This is a genomic window from Dyadobacter pollutisoli (assembly GCF_026625565.1).
GTDB lineage: Bacteria > Bacteroidota > Bacteroidia > Cytophagales > Spirosomataceae > Dyadobacter > Dyadobacter pollutisoli.
Map to the genome: position 1 here is coordinate 3,234,855 of NZ_CP112998.1, position 14,953 is coordinate 3,249,807.

The 14,953-nt window shown below is 43.9% G+C and carries 12 protein-coding genes; 7 read left to right on the forward strand and 5 right to left on the reverse strand.

The features are described from left to right. The first annotated feature begins 12 nt into the window (after window positions 1-12). From ON006_RS13245 to ON006_RS13275, 7 genes are all read left to right on the forward strand, one after another. Complete coding sequence (locus ON006_RS13245) at window positions 13-153, forward strand: hypothetical protein (RefSeq protein ID WP_244820270.1); 141 nt, start codon at window positions 13-15, stop codon at window positions 151-153. Between the two features lie 50 nt (window positions 154-203). Beyond that, window positions 204-3,290, forward strand: coding sequence for a lantibiotic dehydratase (locus tag ON006_RS13250; RefSeq protein ID WP_244820271.1), 3,087 nt, complete (start codon window positions 204-206; stop codon window positions 3,288-3,290). Window positions 3,291-3,470: 180 nt separating this feature from the next. Beyond that, complete coding sequence (locus tag ON006_RS13255; protein ID WP_244820272.1) at window positions 3,471-4,244, forward strand: LytR/AlgR family response regulator transcription factor; 774 nt, start codon at window positions 3,471-3,473, stop codon at window positions 4,242-4,244. A 403-nt stretch (window positions 4,245-4,647) separates the two neighbouring features. Continuing rightward, window positions 4,648-4,815 carry a hypothetical protein gene (locus ON006_RS13260; RefSeq protein WP_244820273.1) on the forward strand — a complete coding sequence of 56 codons (168 nt, stop codon included), beginning with the start codon at window positions 4,648-4,650 and terminating at the stop codon, window positions 4,813-4,815. Next, window positions 4,808-5,947 carry a radical SAM protein gene (locus ON006_RS13265; protein ID WP_255772867.1) on the forward strand — a complete coding sequence of 380 codons (1,140 nt, stop codon included), beginning with the start codon at window positions 4,808-4,810 and terminating at the stop codon, window positions 5,945-5,947. Before ON006_RS13260 ends, ON006_RS13265 begins: the two co-directional genes overlap by 8 nt. 45 nt (window positions 5,948-5,992) lie before the next feature. Beyond that, window positions 5,993-6,838: a DUF5694 domain-containing protein gene (locus ON006_RS13270; protein ID WP_244820275.1), complete on the forward strand. Its 846-nt coding sequence runs from the start codon at window positions 5,993-5,995 to the stop codon at window positions 6,836-6,838. Between the two features lie 59 nt (window positions 6,839-6,897). Further along, window positions 6,898-8,637 (forward strand): S41 family peptidase, encoded by a 1,740-nt coding sequence (locus ON006_RS13275; RefSeq protein WP_244820276.1) that lies wholly within the window; start codon window positions 6,898-6,900, stop codon window positions 8,635-8,637. 92 nt (window positions 8,638-8,729) lie between these two features. Here ON006_RS13275 and ON006_RS13280 read toward each other — a convergent pair whose 3' ends face one another. From ON006_RS13280 to ON006_RS13300, 5 genes are read right to left on the reverse strand one after another with little or no spacing between them, the layout of a single operon-like run. Beyond that, window positions 8,730-9,455: an HlyD family secretion protein gene (locus tag ON006_RS13280; RefSeq protein WP_244820277.1), complete on the reverse strand. Its 726-nt coding sequence runs from the start codon at window positions 9,453-9,455 to the stop codon at window positions 8,730-8,732. A 4-nt stretch (window positions 9,456-9,459) separates the two neighbouring features. Further along, on the reverse strand, window positions 9,460-11,721 hold the full coding sequence (locus ON006_RS13285; protein ID WP_255772868.1) for a peptidase domain-containing ABC transporter: 2,262 nt from the start codon (window positions 11,719-11,721) through the stop codon (window positions 9,460-9,462). A 19-nt stretch (window positions 11,722-11,740) separates the two neighbouring features. Beyond that, window positions 11,741-12,796 carry a hypothetical protein gene (locus tag ON006_RS13290; RefSeq protein WP_244820279.1) on the reverse strand — a complete coding sequence of 352 codons (1,056 nt, stop codon included), beginning with the start codon at window positions 12,794-12,796 and terminating at the stop codon, window positions 11,741-11,743. A 3-nt stretch (window positions 12,797-12,799) separates the two neighbouring features. Further along, entirely contained in the window at window positions 12,800-13,708 is a 909-nt protein-coding gene (locus ON006_RS13295; RefSeq protein WP_244820280.1) for an LLM class flavin-dependent oxidoreductase, read from the reverse strand. Window positions 13,709-13,711: 3 nt separating this feature from the next. Continuing rightward, window positions 13,712-14,941: a lanthionine synthetase LanC family protein gene (locus ON006_RS13300; protein ID WP_244820281.1), complete on the reverse strand. Its 1,230-nt coding sequence runs from the start codon at window positions 14,939-14,941 to the stop codon at window positions 13,712-13,714. Window positions 14,942-14,953: the final 12 nt, after the last annotated feature.

Here is a 14,953-nt window from a genome sequence, read left to right on the forward strand (position 1 = left end):
ATCTGTATCAAGATGTCAAACAACTACCTAACAGTTAAGCTGGTAAGGAAAAGAATCCTTACGCTTAAAGCAAAAAATTCCGTTAAATCCGGTAACAAAAACTCTACCGAGAGCACTACTACCACCGAGACTACCATTTTCACATTCAGGTAATCCGGGAGCAAGCGAAGTCCGTTATTTTTTACGAAGTTCAAAATCAAAGCATGAAAGGAAAAGATCATACTGAATTTGCTTCTTTCGATTTTTTCCTTGTCAGAAGGCCTAATTTACCAGTCGACTCCTTTTGCAGCCTCTATGAACTTTATTTAAAAGAGGAACCGTCTTTTTTACATTCGTTCAAGAGGATTGTTAGCACCAATGACCACTTCCTGGAAGCCCTGTACCTGGCATCGCCTGTTCTTCATGAGCGAACCACACAGTGGCTTTCAGGATCAGTCATTTCTGAACAGACCAAACTTGTCAAAACCCTCTACAAATACTGGGGAAGGATATGCAGCCGCGCGACTCCCTACGGTTTGTTTTCGGGTGTTTCCCTTGGGCGATGGGGAGACCATACTAACATCGTACCGTCCAGGCCCGGAGACCGGGTTTTTATCGAGCCCGACATACTGCTGTTAAACCAAATCAAAGACTTTGCATTAGCAACTTCTGATTTAAAGGAAAAGTCGCTATTCTATTCCAATAACAGCATTTATCAGGTTGGAAACGATGTCCGGTTTGTAGAATATGCCCAAGAACAAGCAGGAAGAAAATACTTTATTTCTTCCATACAAAACAGCGAAGAACTTCAAAGTGTCATTTCGCTGGCCCGAAATGGGTGCTACTTATCTGATATCAGAAATCGCCTTTTAGCACTCGGCCTGTCGGAGGCAAATGCCGCGGAATTCGTCAGCGACCTCCTGGAATTTCAACTTCTGGTTTGCGATTTGTCTCCAAGAATAACCACTACAAACGGTCTGCATGACTTTATCCATAAATTGGAGCAGATACAGGCTGATAGCACCCTGTTGCCAATACTGGCAACGATCTCCCAAATGCTCGGCTCCGACAGATGTCGGATCGAGGTCTTTACCAAACTGAAAGCTTTAATTGAGCAAAATTTCGAAGGAGTATCCACAGATAATCTCGTACAAATCACACTGCAACAAGCTTACGAGGACGTATCGATCGAACAATCGTTCAGAGAAAAAATTGAGTTGGATCTCTTACAAATTCAGCGTTTGTCTCAAAACAGAGCGAGTTCAAACCTCACCAATTTTACAAGGGAGTTTTACAATAAATATGGTAGTGCGGAAATTCCTCTGGCGATTGCTTTGGACGGTGAACTCGGAATTGACTACGGTCATGCATCCCGATTGAGCAATATTCCTGTTCTGGAAGGGATAGACCTGACATCAAAGGGAAAAACCGCATCCCAATTTAACGAATGGGATAACTTCGTGCTCAATCTATACCTGGCTTATGCCGAAAATCAGTCAGAGGAAATTAATCTGACGACAGAAGATATAAATGGATTTGCGTCTGTGCCAACCTCAAATCCAAGTTTTTACGCTTTTGGAAACATCATTGACGAGTCGGGCAATGGTAAGAAGGATCTGAAATTTCACCTCAATTCCCTGGGAGGAAATTCGGCGGCAGCATTATTGGCCCGCTTTTCAAGTTCAAACAAAGCATTGGAAGCGCAGCTTTTGGAAACAACAGCACACGAACAGCGTTGTTTTGCCGACTCGGTGCTGGCAGAAATCGTTTTTCTTCCTGAGACAAAGACCGGAAATGTCCTGTCGCACCCGCCATTGTATACGTACGAGATTCCGTACATTACGCTCTCCTCCGCAAAAGCAGAAAATCAACTGCCTGTTGACGATCTGCTGGTGTCCGTAACTGCCGACGGCAAGGTCACCATTCGTTCGAAAAAGTTGGGCAAGAAAATTATCCCCAGGCTGTCCAATGCGCATAACTATGGATCAGAGCTTCCGATTTACCAGTTTCTTTGTGACATTCAAAATGAAACGAATGCGATCAGTTTCAGTTGGAGATGGTCTATTTTGAGCGGCCGGCCTGTTCTGCCCAGGGTCACCTATAACTACTTAATCCTTAGCAGGAAAACCTGGAATATTGAAAAGTCCAGCTACTATGACCTTGACCATTTTATACAGAAATATCGCGTCCCAAGATATGTTCAATTGATTGAAGGCGATAACGAAATGCTGCTCGATCTGCAGTTGCCGCTTGCCAAATCCATTTTGAGGGATGAAATTGAAAAAAAGGGCAAGGCTGAGCTACGCGAGTTCTTGTCGGTACCCTCGCAATGTATTATTAATGATCAGGATGGCTCTTATTCCAATGAGGTGATCATTCCGTTAAAGTCCGGGATCAATGCCCTGAATCCTTCGAAAACTTATCCTTCCAACAACCAAAACGTTCAAAGAAAATTCAGTTTTGGTGATCCCTGGCTTTACGTGCAAATTTACACCGGGAGTACCATCGCCGATAACATACTTACCGAGGTCATAAAACCCTTCTGCGATCATTTGTTAGAAAATGGTCGCATTGAAAAGTGGTTCTTTATACGTTACCAGGATCCCCTTCCTCATCTTCGTTTACGGTTTTTCAGTAATGCGGATTCATTCAATGCTACGGAAATTGTGATGCAGTTGAAGGAAAAACTCGCGCCATTTACCGATCAAAACCTGATCGACAAATTTGTACTCGGCACATATGACCGGGAGTTGGAGCGGTACGGGGCCGAAAATATCGAATTGGCAGAAACGATTTTCTTCATCGATAGTCAATTGGTAATCAATTCGATTGTAAAAATTACTGAACATGATGCAGACCAGTACCGATGGCTCTATGCCTGCAAATTAATTGACGCGATACTGTCTTCATTTGGATTAAAACTGGATGAAAAGGCAGCGCTCACCAGGCAATTTATGATGAATTTCCTGGGGGACTATGTCAATGGCGATAAAGTTGAAATTCAACTAAACGAAAAATTCAGATCGCTAAGACCCAAGGTAACCGCAGTGATGGAAACGGACGAAGACTATACAGAAGGGCAGATAGGCAAACTATGCCACCAACTTTCAGCTGACCTAAGCAATGTGCTGACTACTTCATCCAGCAGATTTTCACCAGACCAGATCGGATCATTCGTACACATGACCTGCAATAGATTGCTGATTTCAGAATCGCGGGAGCAGGAATTGCTGATTTATCATTTTCTAAATAAGTACTACAAAGGTAAAGTCGCCCAGGAGCAGGCATCCGCCAGGAAGTCGTCAAATTAAGACAGTTTGTCGAAAATTGCTGCGGGAATGTCGAATAAATTTATGGCTTCCAAATTAATTTTCCACATTTGAATCATCTGTTAGCCTGAATAAACTCACCAGATTTAAGCACTGAAGATCTCTACGGATGATGTGCCCTGGTAATACTCAACAATCTCTTAATACTTTACACAGAGTAGGATGACTAACGAGCATAATCGAATAACCTGTGTAATTGTCGAAGACGAGCCGCTCGCCCAAAACATCTATCACCGCTACTTGGGAAAGCTACCGGACATCGACCTGATAGCGACCTGTAACAACGCCGTTGAGGCCATTTCGGTCATCCAAAGTAAAAAGCCCGACTTCATTTTACTGGATATCAACATGCCCGAAATGTCCGGTTTTGAGATGCTTAATGTACTGCGCCTTCACAAACCTCTCGTCATTTTCTCGACTGCCTATGTCGAGCATGCTCTTAAAAGCTACGATTTTGATGCTTTGGACTATCTTTTAAAACCTGTTTCATTTGAGAAATTCATCAGGAGCATTGAAAAAGTGAAGGAGATGAAAAGTATGAAGGACGGGGTACGGGGCGGAAACGGGTGGCTCAGCGTTGCGCAGGAAACACAGGAAGAAAATGACTCCGCATTTGTAAAGTTTGACAAAAAAAACTTGCGACTTTTTTTTAGCAATATCACGATGATCCAGGCTATGGAAGACTATCTCAAAATATTCCTGAAAGAACCCATCAATACATTGGGATACATTGTGATCAGGATGACGATGAAGGAGATAGAGGCAAAATTACCGGAACAAGGATTCCTTCGCATCAGCAGGTCCTTCATTGTGAATTTCCAGGACGTGATGGCTTTGGAAGGCAACGAAATCAAGTTGAAAGACACACGAAGACTGCAAATCGGACGGACTTTCAGGGACGATGTCCGAAAGAAAATAGAAGGCATCACGTTTTGATTTTTCTCAGTCATCAAGCTGCATTTCCACCAACAGCACCATTGATGTCCGTCTCCTTTTCAAATATTTCGGCCTTGGAATTGTCGTTCACCGCAAAAAACACGCCGTTAGTCGCTTTCCAGAGTTAACTATCTCAATTTTTTGATGTTCGGAGCCATTTGATGTTGTTTTGTTCAGTTCACATAAATCTTTATACATATGAGACTTTCTATCGATGAACTTATGGTCAAATCCTTGCAGAACGACGCCACCAATCCGCAAAGACTAGAAATCCTTGAATCACAGGATGCGTCTGTATTAAGAGGAGGTGACAGAGAACCCACGCGGCCCGTTTATGAATTTGAGTACACCACTATCTGGCAAAAAGCAAGTATGTTATTAGACAACCTAAAATGATACGATCATGGGAAAAGACGAAAAAAAACTGTTTGGCAAAAAAAAGGGCGCAAAAAAAGCCCTGGACGAAATTAGTAAAGGAGCCAATAAAGTCATTGGCGAAAATATTCACGGTGGCTGGGTTGAGATTATGAGTGAGCGAATCGATGGTGAAAAAAAACTAGGCGATGAATGAGAAGTTACTGAAAGGGTTAATCTTAAAAATTAGCAGTAGGTGTAATCTGGATTGCACCTATTGCTATATGTACAGTCATGGAGATTCCAGTTTTTTAAAACAACCCAAGTTCATGGACGAATTGGTAGCCAACCAATTGATTGCCCGACTCAAACAATATTTCTTCCAACACGCCGTCCCAACTTTTCAGCTGATTCTTCACGGGGGAGAGCCGACATTAATGTCTCCTTCAAAGTTTGATGAATTACTCACACACATTTCTTCGGAGATTGGGAATACTACTACCATCCATTATGCCATCCAAAGTAACGGAACATTACTCAATGATGAGTGGATTGCAATCTTCCGCAAGCACAAAGTATCTCTGGGGATCAGCATTGATGGCCCTGAAAAAATCAATGACCTGCACAGAAGAGACCATAAAGGCAATGGGAGTTTTTTGGCCGTAATGGATGGCCTGGAAATATGCTGGAAAAACAACTATCCCTTTGCCCTCCTGGGCGTTCAAAACCCTGAAACAGATCCCGATGAGATCTATTCATTTATTAAAAGCACCAAAGCTTCCAATATTGATTTCCTGCTCCCGCATCATCATCACAGTAACAAACCCAGGCAGAGTGGATACGCCGAATGGTGGATACAACTATTCGATATCTGGTTTTACGACCGCGACGAAACGAAGCCTAATATACGTTTCCTCACGCAGATCATTGTAAACTGCCTTGGCCTGGGAGAGGGATTCGACATGCTTGGCCAGGAGACCAATGACTATCTCGTGATTGAAACAGACGGAAGCATAGAAACCGTCGATGCCATGAAAATTTGCGGCGATGCTTTTACCAAAGAAAGCTATCACCTGAAAACACATTACTTCGAACAGGCACTTGGATCGCCGTTAATGAATCTATACCATCAAAGCCACAAAGAGCTTGCCCCGGAATGCCGGAAATGTCCGGTAGCCTATGTTTGCGGTGGTGGTTTCCTGCCTCACCGGTATAGTGATGACAGGCACTTCGATAACCCTTCCGTATACTGCGAAGACCTGAAAAAGATCATCGTCCACATACAGCACGCCATCATGGACGAACTATCCGAACAAACAATCCTGGAAGCAGGATTGGAGAAACTTTGAGGAGCGCCGAATTCAATGAAACGAAGCTTTAAAATAGTACCGCGTATGAAGTCGATATTTTGCTTGATCATTTTCCATCTGAACACGATCGGTTTGCTTGCACAACCACCGGAAGAAATCAAGCGTCCATTAGCTTTTTTTCCAAATCAGCGGGCGAAAGTTCTCATCGCCGGTTCGTTTCATTTTGATTACCCCAATAAGGATATGGCCAAGGTGCAAAAGAGCGACCAGATTGATGTGTTGACTGAGCCCAAAAAATCGGAGGTAACAGAACTGGTCAATTATATAAAAAAATTCAAGCCCACAAAAATCGCTATTGAAGCATTTCCTGAATGGGAGGCTACAAGAAAATTAAAAAAATATAAAAAAGGAGAATTTTCAGATAAAAGAGACGAAAGATATCAGCTGGCCATGCGAATCGCCAAAGAACTGAATCTGGATACATTATATAGCATTGATTGCGAATCATTTGACAAAGATTTAATGAAAGTAGACTCCACCTACTTTCAGGCTTTTTTTGAAGACTACAACTTAAAAACCAATGATGAGTTCATAGCAATGTACCAAAATTGGTATACCTATGATGATAAACTGGCTGCAAAAACCAACCTTCTGACTTATTTCAAATATATGAATTCCGAAGAAGTTCATAAGTTGGGTTTCGGCAGTTACTTGATTGGCAATTTCAAACTGGAAGACCATCGGGGTGCGGATATTCTTTCCATTTGGTGGTATAACAGAAACCTCCGGATTTTTAGAAAGTTACAGCAGATCACCGAAAGTAACGAGGACAGAATATTGGTAATATTTGGAAACGGACATGCCTCTGTTTTGAGACAATTAGTTGAAAGTTCACCCGCATACGAATTCGTGGAGTTTGGCAAATTGTAATCACCTTAATGGCTTAATCGGGAAATTGAGCAGAAGCCAATTATAAATCGAAAGTATTTATGAAACAATTCATATTTGTTGTTTTCATCCTGGTCAACAACTTTTCATTCTCGCAGATCAATACAGGCAAAACATTAGAATCTAAGCAATTGGCAAAAGCTGAAGACGATAAAGAGTTTGATAACGGCTCGACGATCACCCGGGAACAGCTGCAAAAAATCCCAGGTAACGACCTGGCTGATGTGGGTAAAATCTGGGGATTTTTGAAGTACCACCACCCCGTCATCGCCAGCGGCAAATACAATTGGGATTACGAACTATTCAGGTTCCTTCTCAAATATAAGGAAGCAGAAAGCAAACAGGCGAAACAGGTGCTATTGTCGGCCTGGGTCACAGGCCTGGGCGCTTTCGAAGAACGAAAATATGCTGAGGCGCAGCCGACCGAAATTGCACTTCCTCCTGATTTGAACTGGATCCAATCTTCCGGTTTTCACAAGGAGCTAAAAGCCCGACTAATGGCCATTAAAAACGCTGCAAGGACGGGGAAGCATTATTATATTGGAAACACGCAGGATGAAAATCCGGAGTTTAAAAACGAAAATCCTTATGAGTCAATGAACTACCCGGACGCCGGGTTTCGTTTGTTGGCCCTGTTTCGTTACTGGAATACGATCCAGTATTATTTTCCATACAGAAACCTGATCGACGGAAACTGGAACGATGTCCTCATGGAATTCATACCGAAATTCCTCGCTGCGCCCGATGAGATACATTACAAATTAACAGCCTTAAAACTCATTGCCAGGATCAACGACACGCATGCGGATATGCAGGGGGATTCGGTGCTAAACAAATATTTCGGAGACAGGAATGCAGCTATTGACGTCTCTTTTATTGAAAATGAGGCGGTAGTGACGGGTTATCACAAAAAAACCCTTGGTGAAAAGTCCGGCCTGAAAAAGGGAGATATCCTCCAAAAAATAAACGGAAAAGCTGTGGCGGACATTATCCGCGAATCCCTTCCCATCACCCCGGCCTCCAACTATCCAACACAGCTCCGTAAAATAGCGACCAAACTTTTGCGTACCAACGATTCTTTGATCGTGGTGGATTACAAACGCGGCCAGGAAACGGGAAGGCTAACGATCAAAAGTTACGACCTGCAAAACATGCAGGTACCACGAAAAAATCAACGGAAAGACACTTGTTTTCGAATGATCCGGCCCGATATTTCTTATTTATATCCAGGATCATTCAAAAACCGCTACTTACCCAAAATAACGCCTGAGATCCTCAAAACGAAGGGTCTTATCGTAGATCTGCGGTGCTACCCGAGTGACGATCTGGTGGATACTTTCTCCAATACATTACTTCCGTCCCCTCAGGAATTTGTAAAATATTCCATTGCGAAGCTGAGCGAGCCCGGCCTTTTTGAATTCGCAAGCCCCATTGAGATCGGAGCAGATAATCCCGATTATTTCAAGGGGCAGGTTGTGATCCTGATCAATGAACTAACCCAGAGCGCTTCCGAATATACCGCAATGGCGTTCCGGACCGCGCCAAAGGTAAAAGTGATCGGAAGTACTACTGCCGGTGCGGATGGCAACACGTCCCCCATCTATTTCCCGGGTAATGTTATGACTTATATCAGCGCTGTCGGGGTGTTTTATCCCGATGGCCGGGGCACCCAGCGCGTCGGCATCATACCTGACATTCAGATCAGTCCTACCATTAAAGGAATCGCGGAAGATCGTGACGAATTAATAGAAAAGGCCATTGAAATTATCGACGGGAAATAAGCTTATTTTTATCGACAAAAAGAAAGTTGCTGCATTGCGCTCCGAAATCCGGGAACAATGCAGCAACTTTTTGATATTCAATTTCTCTTCAACTACGCCCCGAACAATCCTCCAAAAATCCGGTGTAGTATGCTCTTTTCATCCAGAATGATCTCTGCCTTCCCTACGAATGTTGGCTGTTTTTCCAGTTTGTAGCCGGTATTGGTGACAAGGCCGTTGACTAATTCAACATTCACGCGGTACTGACCTTCTATTTTCACGGGTAATACCGAAACGATCTTTCCGACAATGAAACCGAATTCGTTTTGTGAAAACTCGTCCAGGCTTATCTTCACCTCCTGCCCTACCTTCACCTTTCCAGAATTTTTGACTGGAATCTTCACCAAAACCTCGTAGTTTTTGATGGTCGGAACAACCCATATCGTCCGCTTGTCCGCGTTTTCTTTATAACCCTGAGAAAACGAGACGGTACCATCGATCGTGGACCGGAAATAGGTTCTTTTCAAAGACCCTTTCTCCACCACCAGGCTGTCTCCAACCTTCACGTGCTGTCCTTCCTTTACCAACGGCGAATAGTCATCGCCCGGGTTAGAAACAAACCAGCTGACCCTGCGCGGCTTCTCTTTGGCCTGCAACTGGCTTTCTCCAATAATAATGTCAGGGAAAGAAATGTTCTTGGCAATGATCAGAATGATGATCACAACGCCAAACAATACAGAGATACCCCACCGGACAATCCATGGCGGTATCTGGCCGATGATGTCCTGAATTTCGTCGCTAACTCTTTCGTATTCCGAGTTTTTGTCTTTTGTTTCCATAGTTTTAGGCGGCTCCAAGTTCTAATTGATTTTTAACTAATTCAAAATAATATCCTTTCTTGGCAGTCAGCTCCTGGTGCGTTCCCACCTCGCGGATTTCTCCGTTGTGAAGCACCACAATCTGGTCGGCATTTTTCACCGTACTTAACCTGTGTGCAATCACTACGACTGTTTTTCCTTTGAAAAACTCGTCCAGGTTCTCCATAATGATCTTTTCGTTATTAGCGTCCAATGCACTGGTAGCTTCATCAAAAAACATGTATTTGGGATCTTTGTAAACCGCCCGTGCGATAAACAATCTCTGACGCTGGCCACCGCTGATCCCCGCTCCGGTGTTGCCGATCCTGGTGGTAAAGCCAAGGGGGAGCTTTTTGATATAATCCTGCAAATTCGCTACGTGGATAGCCTTTTTCATTCTGGTTTCCAAAATTCTCTGGCCGTCTACCGCGATATTCCGGGCAATGGTGTCTGAGAAAATAAAACCGTCCTGCATAACGGTACCGCAATCTTTCCGCCAGGCTTTGGCCGAAATCTGATCCAGGTCCTCTCCATCCACCACAATCTGCCCGGACGACAATGGATAAAACCTGAGGAGCAATTTCAAAAGCGTTGTCTTCCCGCTGCCGCTGGAACCAACAATCGCTGTCACCTTTCCCTTGGGAATGTGCATGGAAACATTTTTCAGTATCAAAGGCGAAGTACTGCTTCCATACCTGAACGAAACGTCGTTTAGAACAATACCTTTGTTATCACTCTCCAAACTATTCAGTTTCAGAATGTCGGCGTCTTCACCATCTTCCAAATTGCCTCCCTGCATGTGGTACTCCTCATCCAGTTCCTCATTGGGCTTGTTATGTATTTCACCCAGCCGGTCCAGACTAATTTTTGCATCCTGCACCTTCTTGACAAAATTCATGATCTGATTCAATGGACCATTCATTTGCCCGATAATGTAGGAGATACTCAGCATCGCTCCCAGCGTAATCTGCTGCTCCATTACCAATTTGGCAGCCAGATAGGAGATCAGGATATTCTTGATCTGTGTGATACAGTTGGCTCCTATTTCCTGGTATTGTTCCAGAGAAAGGCTTTCTACACTTATCTTAAACAATTTGGCCTGTATTCTTTCCCATTCCCATCTCCTGGCCTGCTCGCAATTGTTGAGCTTGATTTCCTGCATTCCGGTAATCAATTCGTAAATGCTGTTTTGATTCTCCCTCAATCGTTGAAACCGCATATAGTCCAGATTTTTTCTTCGATTCAGAAAGACAAAAACCCAGCTTACCGAGATGATGCTTCCGATGAAAAAGATACCCAGAAGTGAAATGTTATACGTAGAAAGTACCACTGAGAACACCAGCAGATTGACCAGCGAAAAGAGCGTATTCAGGGTCGAACCGGTCAGGAACTCTTCGATCCGGTGATGGTCATTGATCCGCTGCGATATATCCCCCACATTTTTCGATTCGAAAAAGTTAATGGGAAGCTTCATGAGCTTCGTCAGAAAGTTGGAAATAATCGAGACACTGAGCCGTGTATTGACGTGTAGCAAAATCCAGTTTCGGATCATATCGACCCCAATATTCCCTAAAAACAGCAATAGCTGAGAAAATAACACCAGGTGGATAAAATTGTAGTTCTGCAGTTGTATTCCGTAGTCGACCAGGCTTTGTGTCAAAAACGGAAACAATACACTGATCAAGCTGCCCAACAACATGCCCAGAAATATCTGCACGAGATATCGTTTGTAAGGCCGCAGATATTGAAAGAGGAATTTGAACCCGATCGGCGTTTGTTTGTGCTCCTCACTGCTATCGTAAAATTCCGGTGTGGGTTCCAGCAAAAGAGCCACCCCTTTTTCATCGTGAGAGCTTGCCCAGCTCCTCATGAAAACCTTCTTATCCACCTTCACCAGCCCATGACCGGGATCTGCAACGATCAAAACACTCTCCTTTCGAAATATGTTTTTTTCCTTGACATCATACAAAACCACATAATGCTCCTGGTTCCAGTGAAGTATACATGGTAGCGGCACCTCGGTGGCCAGCTGTTCATAGCTTAACTTAACGGGCAAGGTTTTGATACCGATTTTCTCCGCCGCCTGGCAGAGGCCATTCAAGCTTACGCCATTCTTTCCAATGTGCGCATTGGCCCTGAAAAAATCAAGGGAATAGTCCTTGCCATAAAATGCAGTAACCATCCTCAGACAAGTTGGCCCACAATCCATGTAGTCCAGTTGGCGAAAAAATTTATATTTGTTTTTCATATGCATTTTGGATAAGTGGCTAAATGTATACGGGCTGATTACATCGGTTTAACTGAGTAAACTCTCTATGTATCAATGGAATAAGAAACTGATCCGAAGGCTGTAAATGCAAGTGAAAGGATATATAATCGTCTACCTTTTCACAAACCGCCTGAAAACTTTCGCCTCTCAAATGTCTTTGGGCAAGGTTCAGATAGTTACAGATCACAGCTAGTTTTAAAACATCAAAACTGGTATCCATTGGCAGCATCAGGAACTCAGCCAGTTGGCTCAGGAAAGCGTTATGCTCCTGTAAGAAAAAAGCTCTTTTCAGAGAGATAAATCTTCCGATTATTTGCAGGTGATCGTTCGAAATTTCAAAATGACCCATATCCTTCAAAACGATTTCATATAAAGCCCTTTCTTCAGCTCTTTTGGAATATCCCAAAATCATTTTGGTTGTATGGAGAATCACATCGTCGATACCGCGCTGCCTGGTGTAGCCGTCATGGTCAAACATATAATAATCCCACTTCCCCGGCAATGAAGCATAGTCCTTGTAGATCAGTGCTTTCAAAATTCCATTGTGCAGTTCACATGCCCGGCGAACCCGCCCTTCCTTTAAATGAATTTTGGCCAGATTAGGGATCTGGTCCAAAATTCTCCTGAACGCCAGAAAAGCTGCGCCTTTACTTTCCAGGTGCTCAGATAGTTCGAGGCCTTCATTTAAATGCGCTACCGCTTCGGGATATACGCCATTTGAATAAAAGAAGAAAGACCAACCTGAATGATAAAAAAGCTTTGCATACAAATGTGAATTTCCTTTAAGAAGTGCCAGCTCCGCATTCGCCCGTTGAAAATAATCCAGTGAACTCTTCACCGATTTCGTTCGCGCCACATTGACGGCCTCAGAAAACATATCGACTACTTGGAGCGACATTCTTCCTGGTTCTTCTCCCAAAAACCGATACACTTCGTTTTTGTCAAGACGATTAATCCGCGTTTTTCTTTCGAACTCCAATAGCTCGCTTTTCTCGCTGGACACAAAAGACCCCGCTAACTTTTCTGAAAGACCGATGATCCCGCTTGCTTCCATGGTTTAGTTAAATCTCTTTTCGATTTGCTCCATACTTTTCATTCTGTCTGAATGCGAGGTCAACAGATCCGTAAATATGAATTCGTCCACCCCGAATGTTTCCTGATAATTGGCTATCATGTCGTAGAACCGGTCAGGGCAGCCAACGTGACAATTTTCTGCATTTTCCTTTTCGCTGACTTGATCATTCCTGCCTGCCTTATATCCTTCCAGGCACACGCCGGAAATGGCAAGATTAATTTTGGGGGCGTATCCAAAAGAGGTCTGATACCGCTCTTTAAATGCCTGCATCAGGTCTTTATGCGGTTCCAGGTCAGCTCCTTTGTGAAATAGTGAGCGGGAGAAATTCATTTCCTTCCGCAGCGTACGGTCTAATCCGTTCAATGATCCGCTCATGCCCCATAATTCCGGTACGGCTGCTTTATAAGGAGGCAGAACTATGCCGTCGCCACCATTAAAGAGCTCATCCTCATTTCTCAGGAAGAACAGCAGCTCGTCCAACGATTTATCGAAACCTGCTTTTATATCTTTTGAGCTGTCTTCCAGTGCATACGACTTCACTTTGTCGCTGACACGTCCATTGACCACACCGAGATCTATCCGGTTATTAAACAGACTGTTTAGTAACTTGAACCGTGCCGCAATATGAAAAGGCTGATGTATGGACAGCAAAATACCCGCCGTCCCGATCCGTATATTTTTTGTGGCGGAAGCAAGCACGCCAATGAGTGGTTCGGGGGTAGTCCAGGCGTGTGTTTTATGACCGTAGTAATGTTCGGCAAGCCATATTCTTTCAAACCCCAACTGATCGGCATACTGTGCATACTCCACCAGGTCGCTGAGTATTTTTAGGCTATTGGTCGTGCCGCCCCGTAAGCCAAAGTCCAGAAGTCCTAACCTGACGTTTTTCATAGGTCAATACAGTAACATGATTTTTTGCCACTCATTATATTGAGGATGTTCCAGTGCAAATCGTGCAAGCGCGATACCCGACAAACCACTCAAAAAGGATACGTCCGTCGCCGCGTCATCACCAAGTATCTTGTCCAGGTAATTTTCAGTCTCATTCTCCCAGAACATCACACCGTCATCGTAACTCGCATACATCTCATTATCAAACTGTTTCAGATTCTGAAATATCAGGGCAAGGCTGCTGGACCCATGACATAAATGCGGGTTATCGACCCATGTTTCACTTTGCGTTTGTCTTTTCAAACACCTGCTCCCTACCCTTCCGGCGATCGATATCCAGTCGGGATTGTTGAGTATGCTGCCTGCGCGATAAAGCAACATGACCTGATTCAGGTCTCCGTAGCACCATCCCATTCGATAGGTATAAAAGCCCACATTTTGGGGATCGTCCGCGGGTAATGAGAGCATTTGATTGGTAGGAAAAATACTCTTGTTAAGATCCTTCTCATTTTCGAAGTTCGCCAGGGAAAAGATGTAACCTACGCCCCGCTCAACGGCTTCCCGGATTTCGTTTTGAAGCAGGCCTTTTTCGTACACACCCAGCAACCCCAGCAGAATTCCCGGAAGCCCGTGAACCAAGCCAAAATTCAAATCATCCTCAACGGTGAATTTGAGCTTGCGGTAAATGTATTCGTTTTTGATATAATCTGCGCCAGAAGGTCTCCTACTTAATATTTCCTGCGCCAGGGTCGTAATGTGTTCCCTTACGGTCTCGTTTGTAATGTCACCCTCACACAGATACGTTAGTGCGCCTAACGCACCATGCATGTAGTCAAAATTGTGGTTACCAATTTCCAGCAATGCCCTTTTATAGATCCGCTCATCCAGCTCCAATTTAAGATCGTCGTACCCGGAACCGATCAATTCGTATTTTTTTAGCAAGCTCAATACCCAACCCAGTCCGGTGAACCCAGCTGATAAAGAAATGGAACCCGTCAGGCCCGAAGGCGTTCCTATTCTTTCTATAATGTCGTTCAGCTTCCCAAGTACCTTGTTTTTGTATTTTACATCACCGTCCAACAGGTAAGCATGCAAGTAAAACAACACGATACCCAGCTCTCCGGCATAAAGCCCGTCACCTTTTGTCGGATTTGAACCGATTTTACGATCGACCAGATCAATCAATTCGGTCGAGGCATATGTTTCTGATTTTGCGATTTGGTCCAAGATCATATCATTGTCGTT

Excerpts from the sequence above, each read along its gene's own strand:
- ON006_RS13245 (WP_244820270.1), top strand. The coding sequence starts at position 13 with ATGTCAAACAACTACCTAACAGTTAAGCTGGTAAGGAAAAGAATCCTT.
- ON006_RS13260 (WP_244820273.1), top strand. The coding sequence starts at position 4,648 with ATGGGAAAAGACGAAAAAAAACTGTTTGGCAAAAAAAAGGGCGCAAAA.
- ON006_RS13270 (WP_244820275.1), top strand. The coding sequence starts at position 5,993 with ATGAAGTCGATATTTTGCTTGATCATTTTCCATCTGAACACGATCGGT.
- ON006_RS13275 (WP_244820276.1), top strand. The coding sequence starts at position 6,898 with ATGAAACAATTCATATTTGTTGTTTTCATCCTGGTCAACAACTTTTCA.
- ON006_RS13300 (WP_244820281.1), bottom strand. The coding sequence starts at position 14,941 with ATGATCTTGGACCAAATCGCAAAATCAGAAACATATGCCTCGACCGAA.
- ON006_RS13265 (WP_255772867.1), top strand. The coding sequence starts at position 4,808 with ATGAATGAGAAGTTACTGAAAGGGTTAATCTTAAAAATTAGCAGTAGG.
- ON006_RS13285 (WP_255772868.1), bottom strand. The coding sequence starts at position 11,721 with ATGAAAAACAAATATAAATTTTTTCGCCAACTGGACTACATGGATTGT.
- ON006_RS13250 (WP_244820271.1), top strand. The coding sequence starts at position 204 with ATGAAAGGAAAAGATCATACTGAATTTGCTTCTTTCGATTTTTTCCTT.
- ON006_RS13255 (WP_244820272.1), top strand. The coding sequence starts at position 3,471 with ATGACTAACGAGCATAATCGAATAACCTGTGTAATTGTCGAAGACGAG.
- ON006_RS13290 (WP_244820279.1), bottom strand. The coding sequence starts at position 12,796 with ATGGAAGCAAGCGGGATCATCGGTCTTTCAGAAAAGTTAGCGGGGTCT.
- ON006_RS13280 (WP_244820277.1), bottom strand. The coding sequence starts at position 9,455 with ATGGAAACAAAAGACAAAAACTCGGAATACGAAAGAGTTAGCGACGAA.
- ON006_RS13295 (WP_244820280.1), bottom strand. The coding sequence starts at position 13,708 with ATGAAAAACGTCAGGTTAGGACTTCTGGACTTTGGCTTACGGGGCGGC.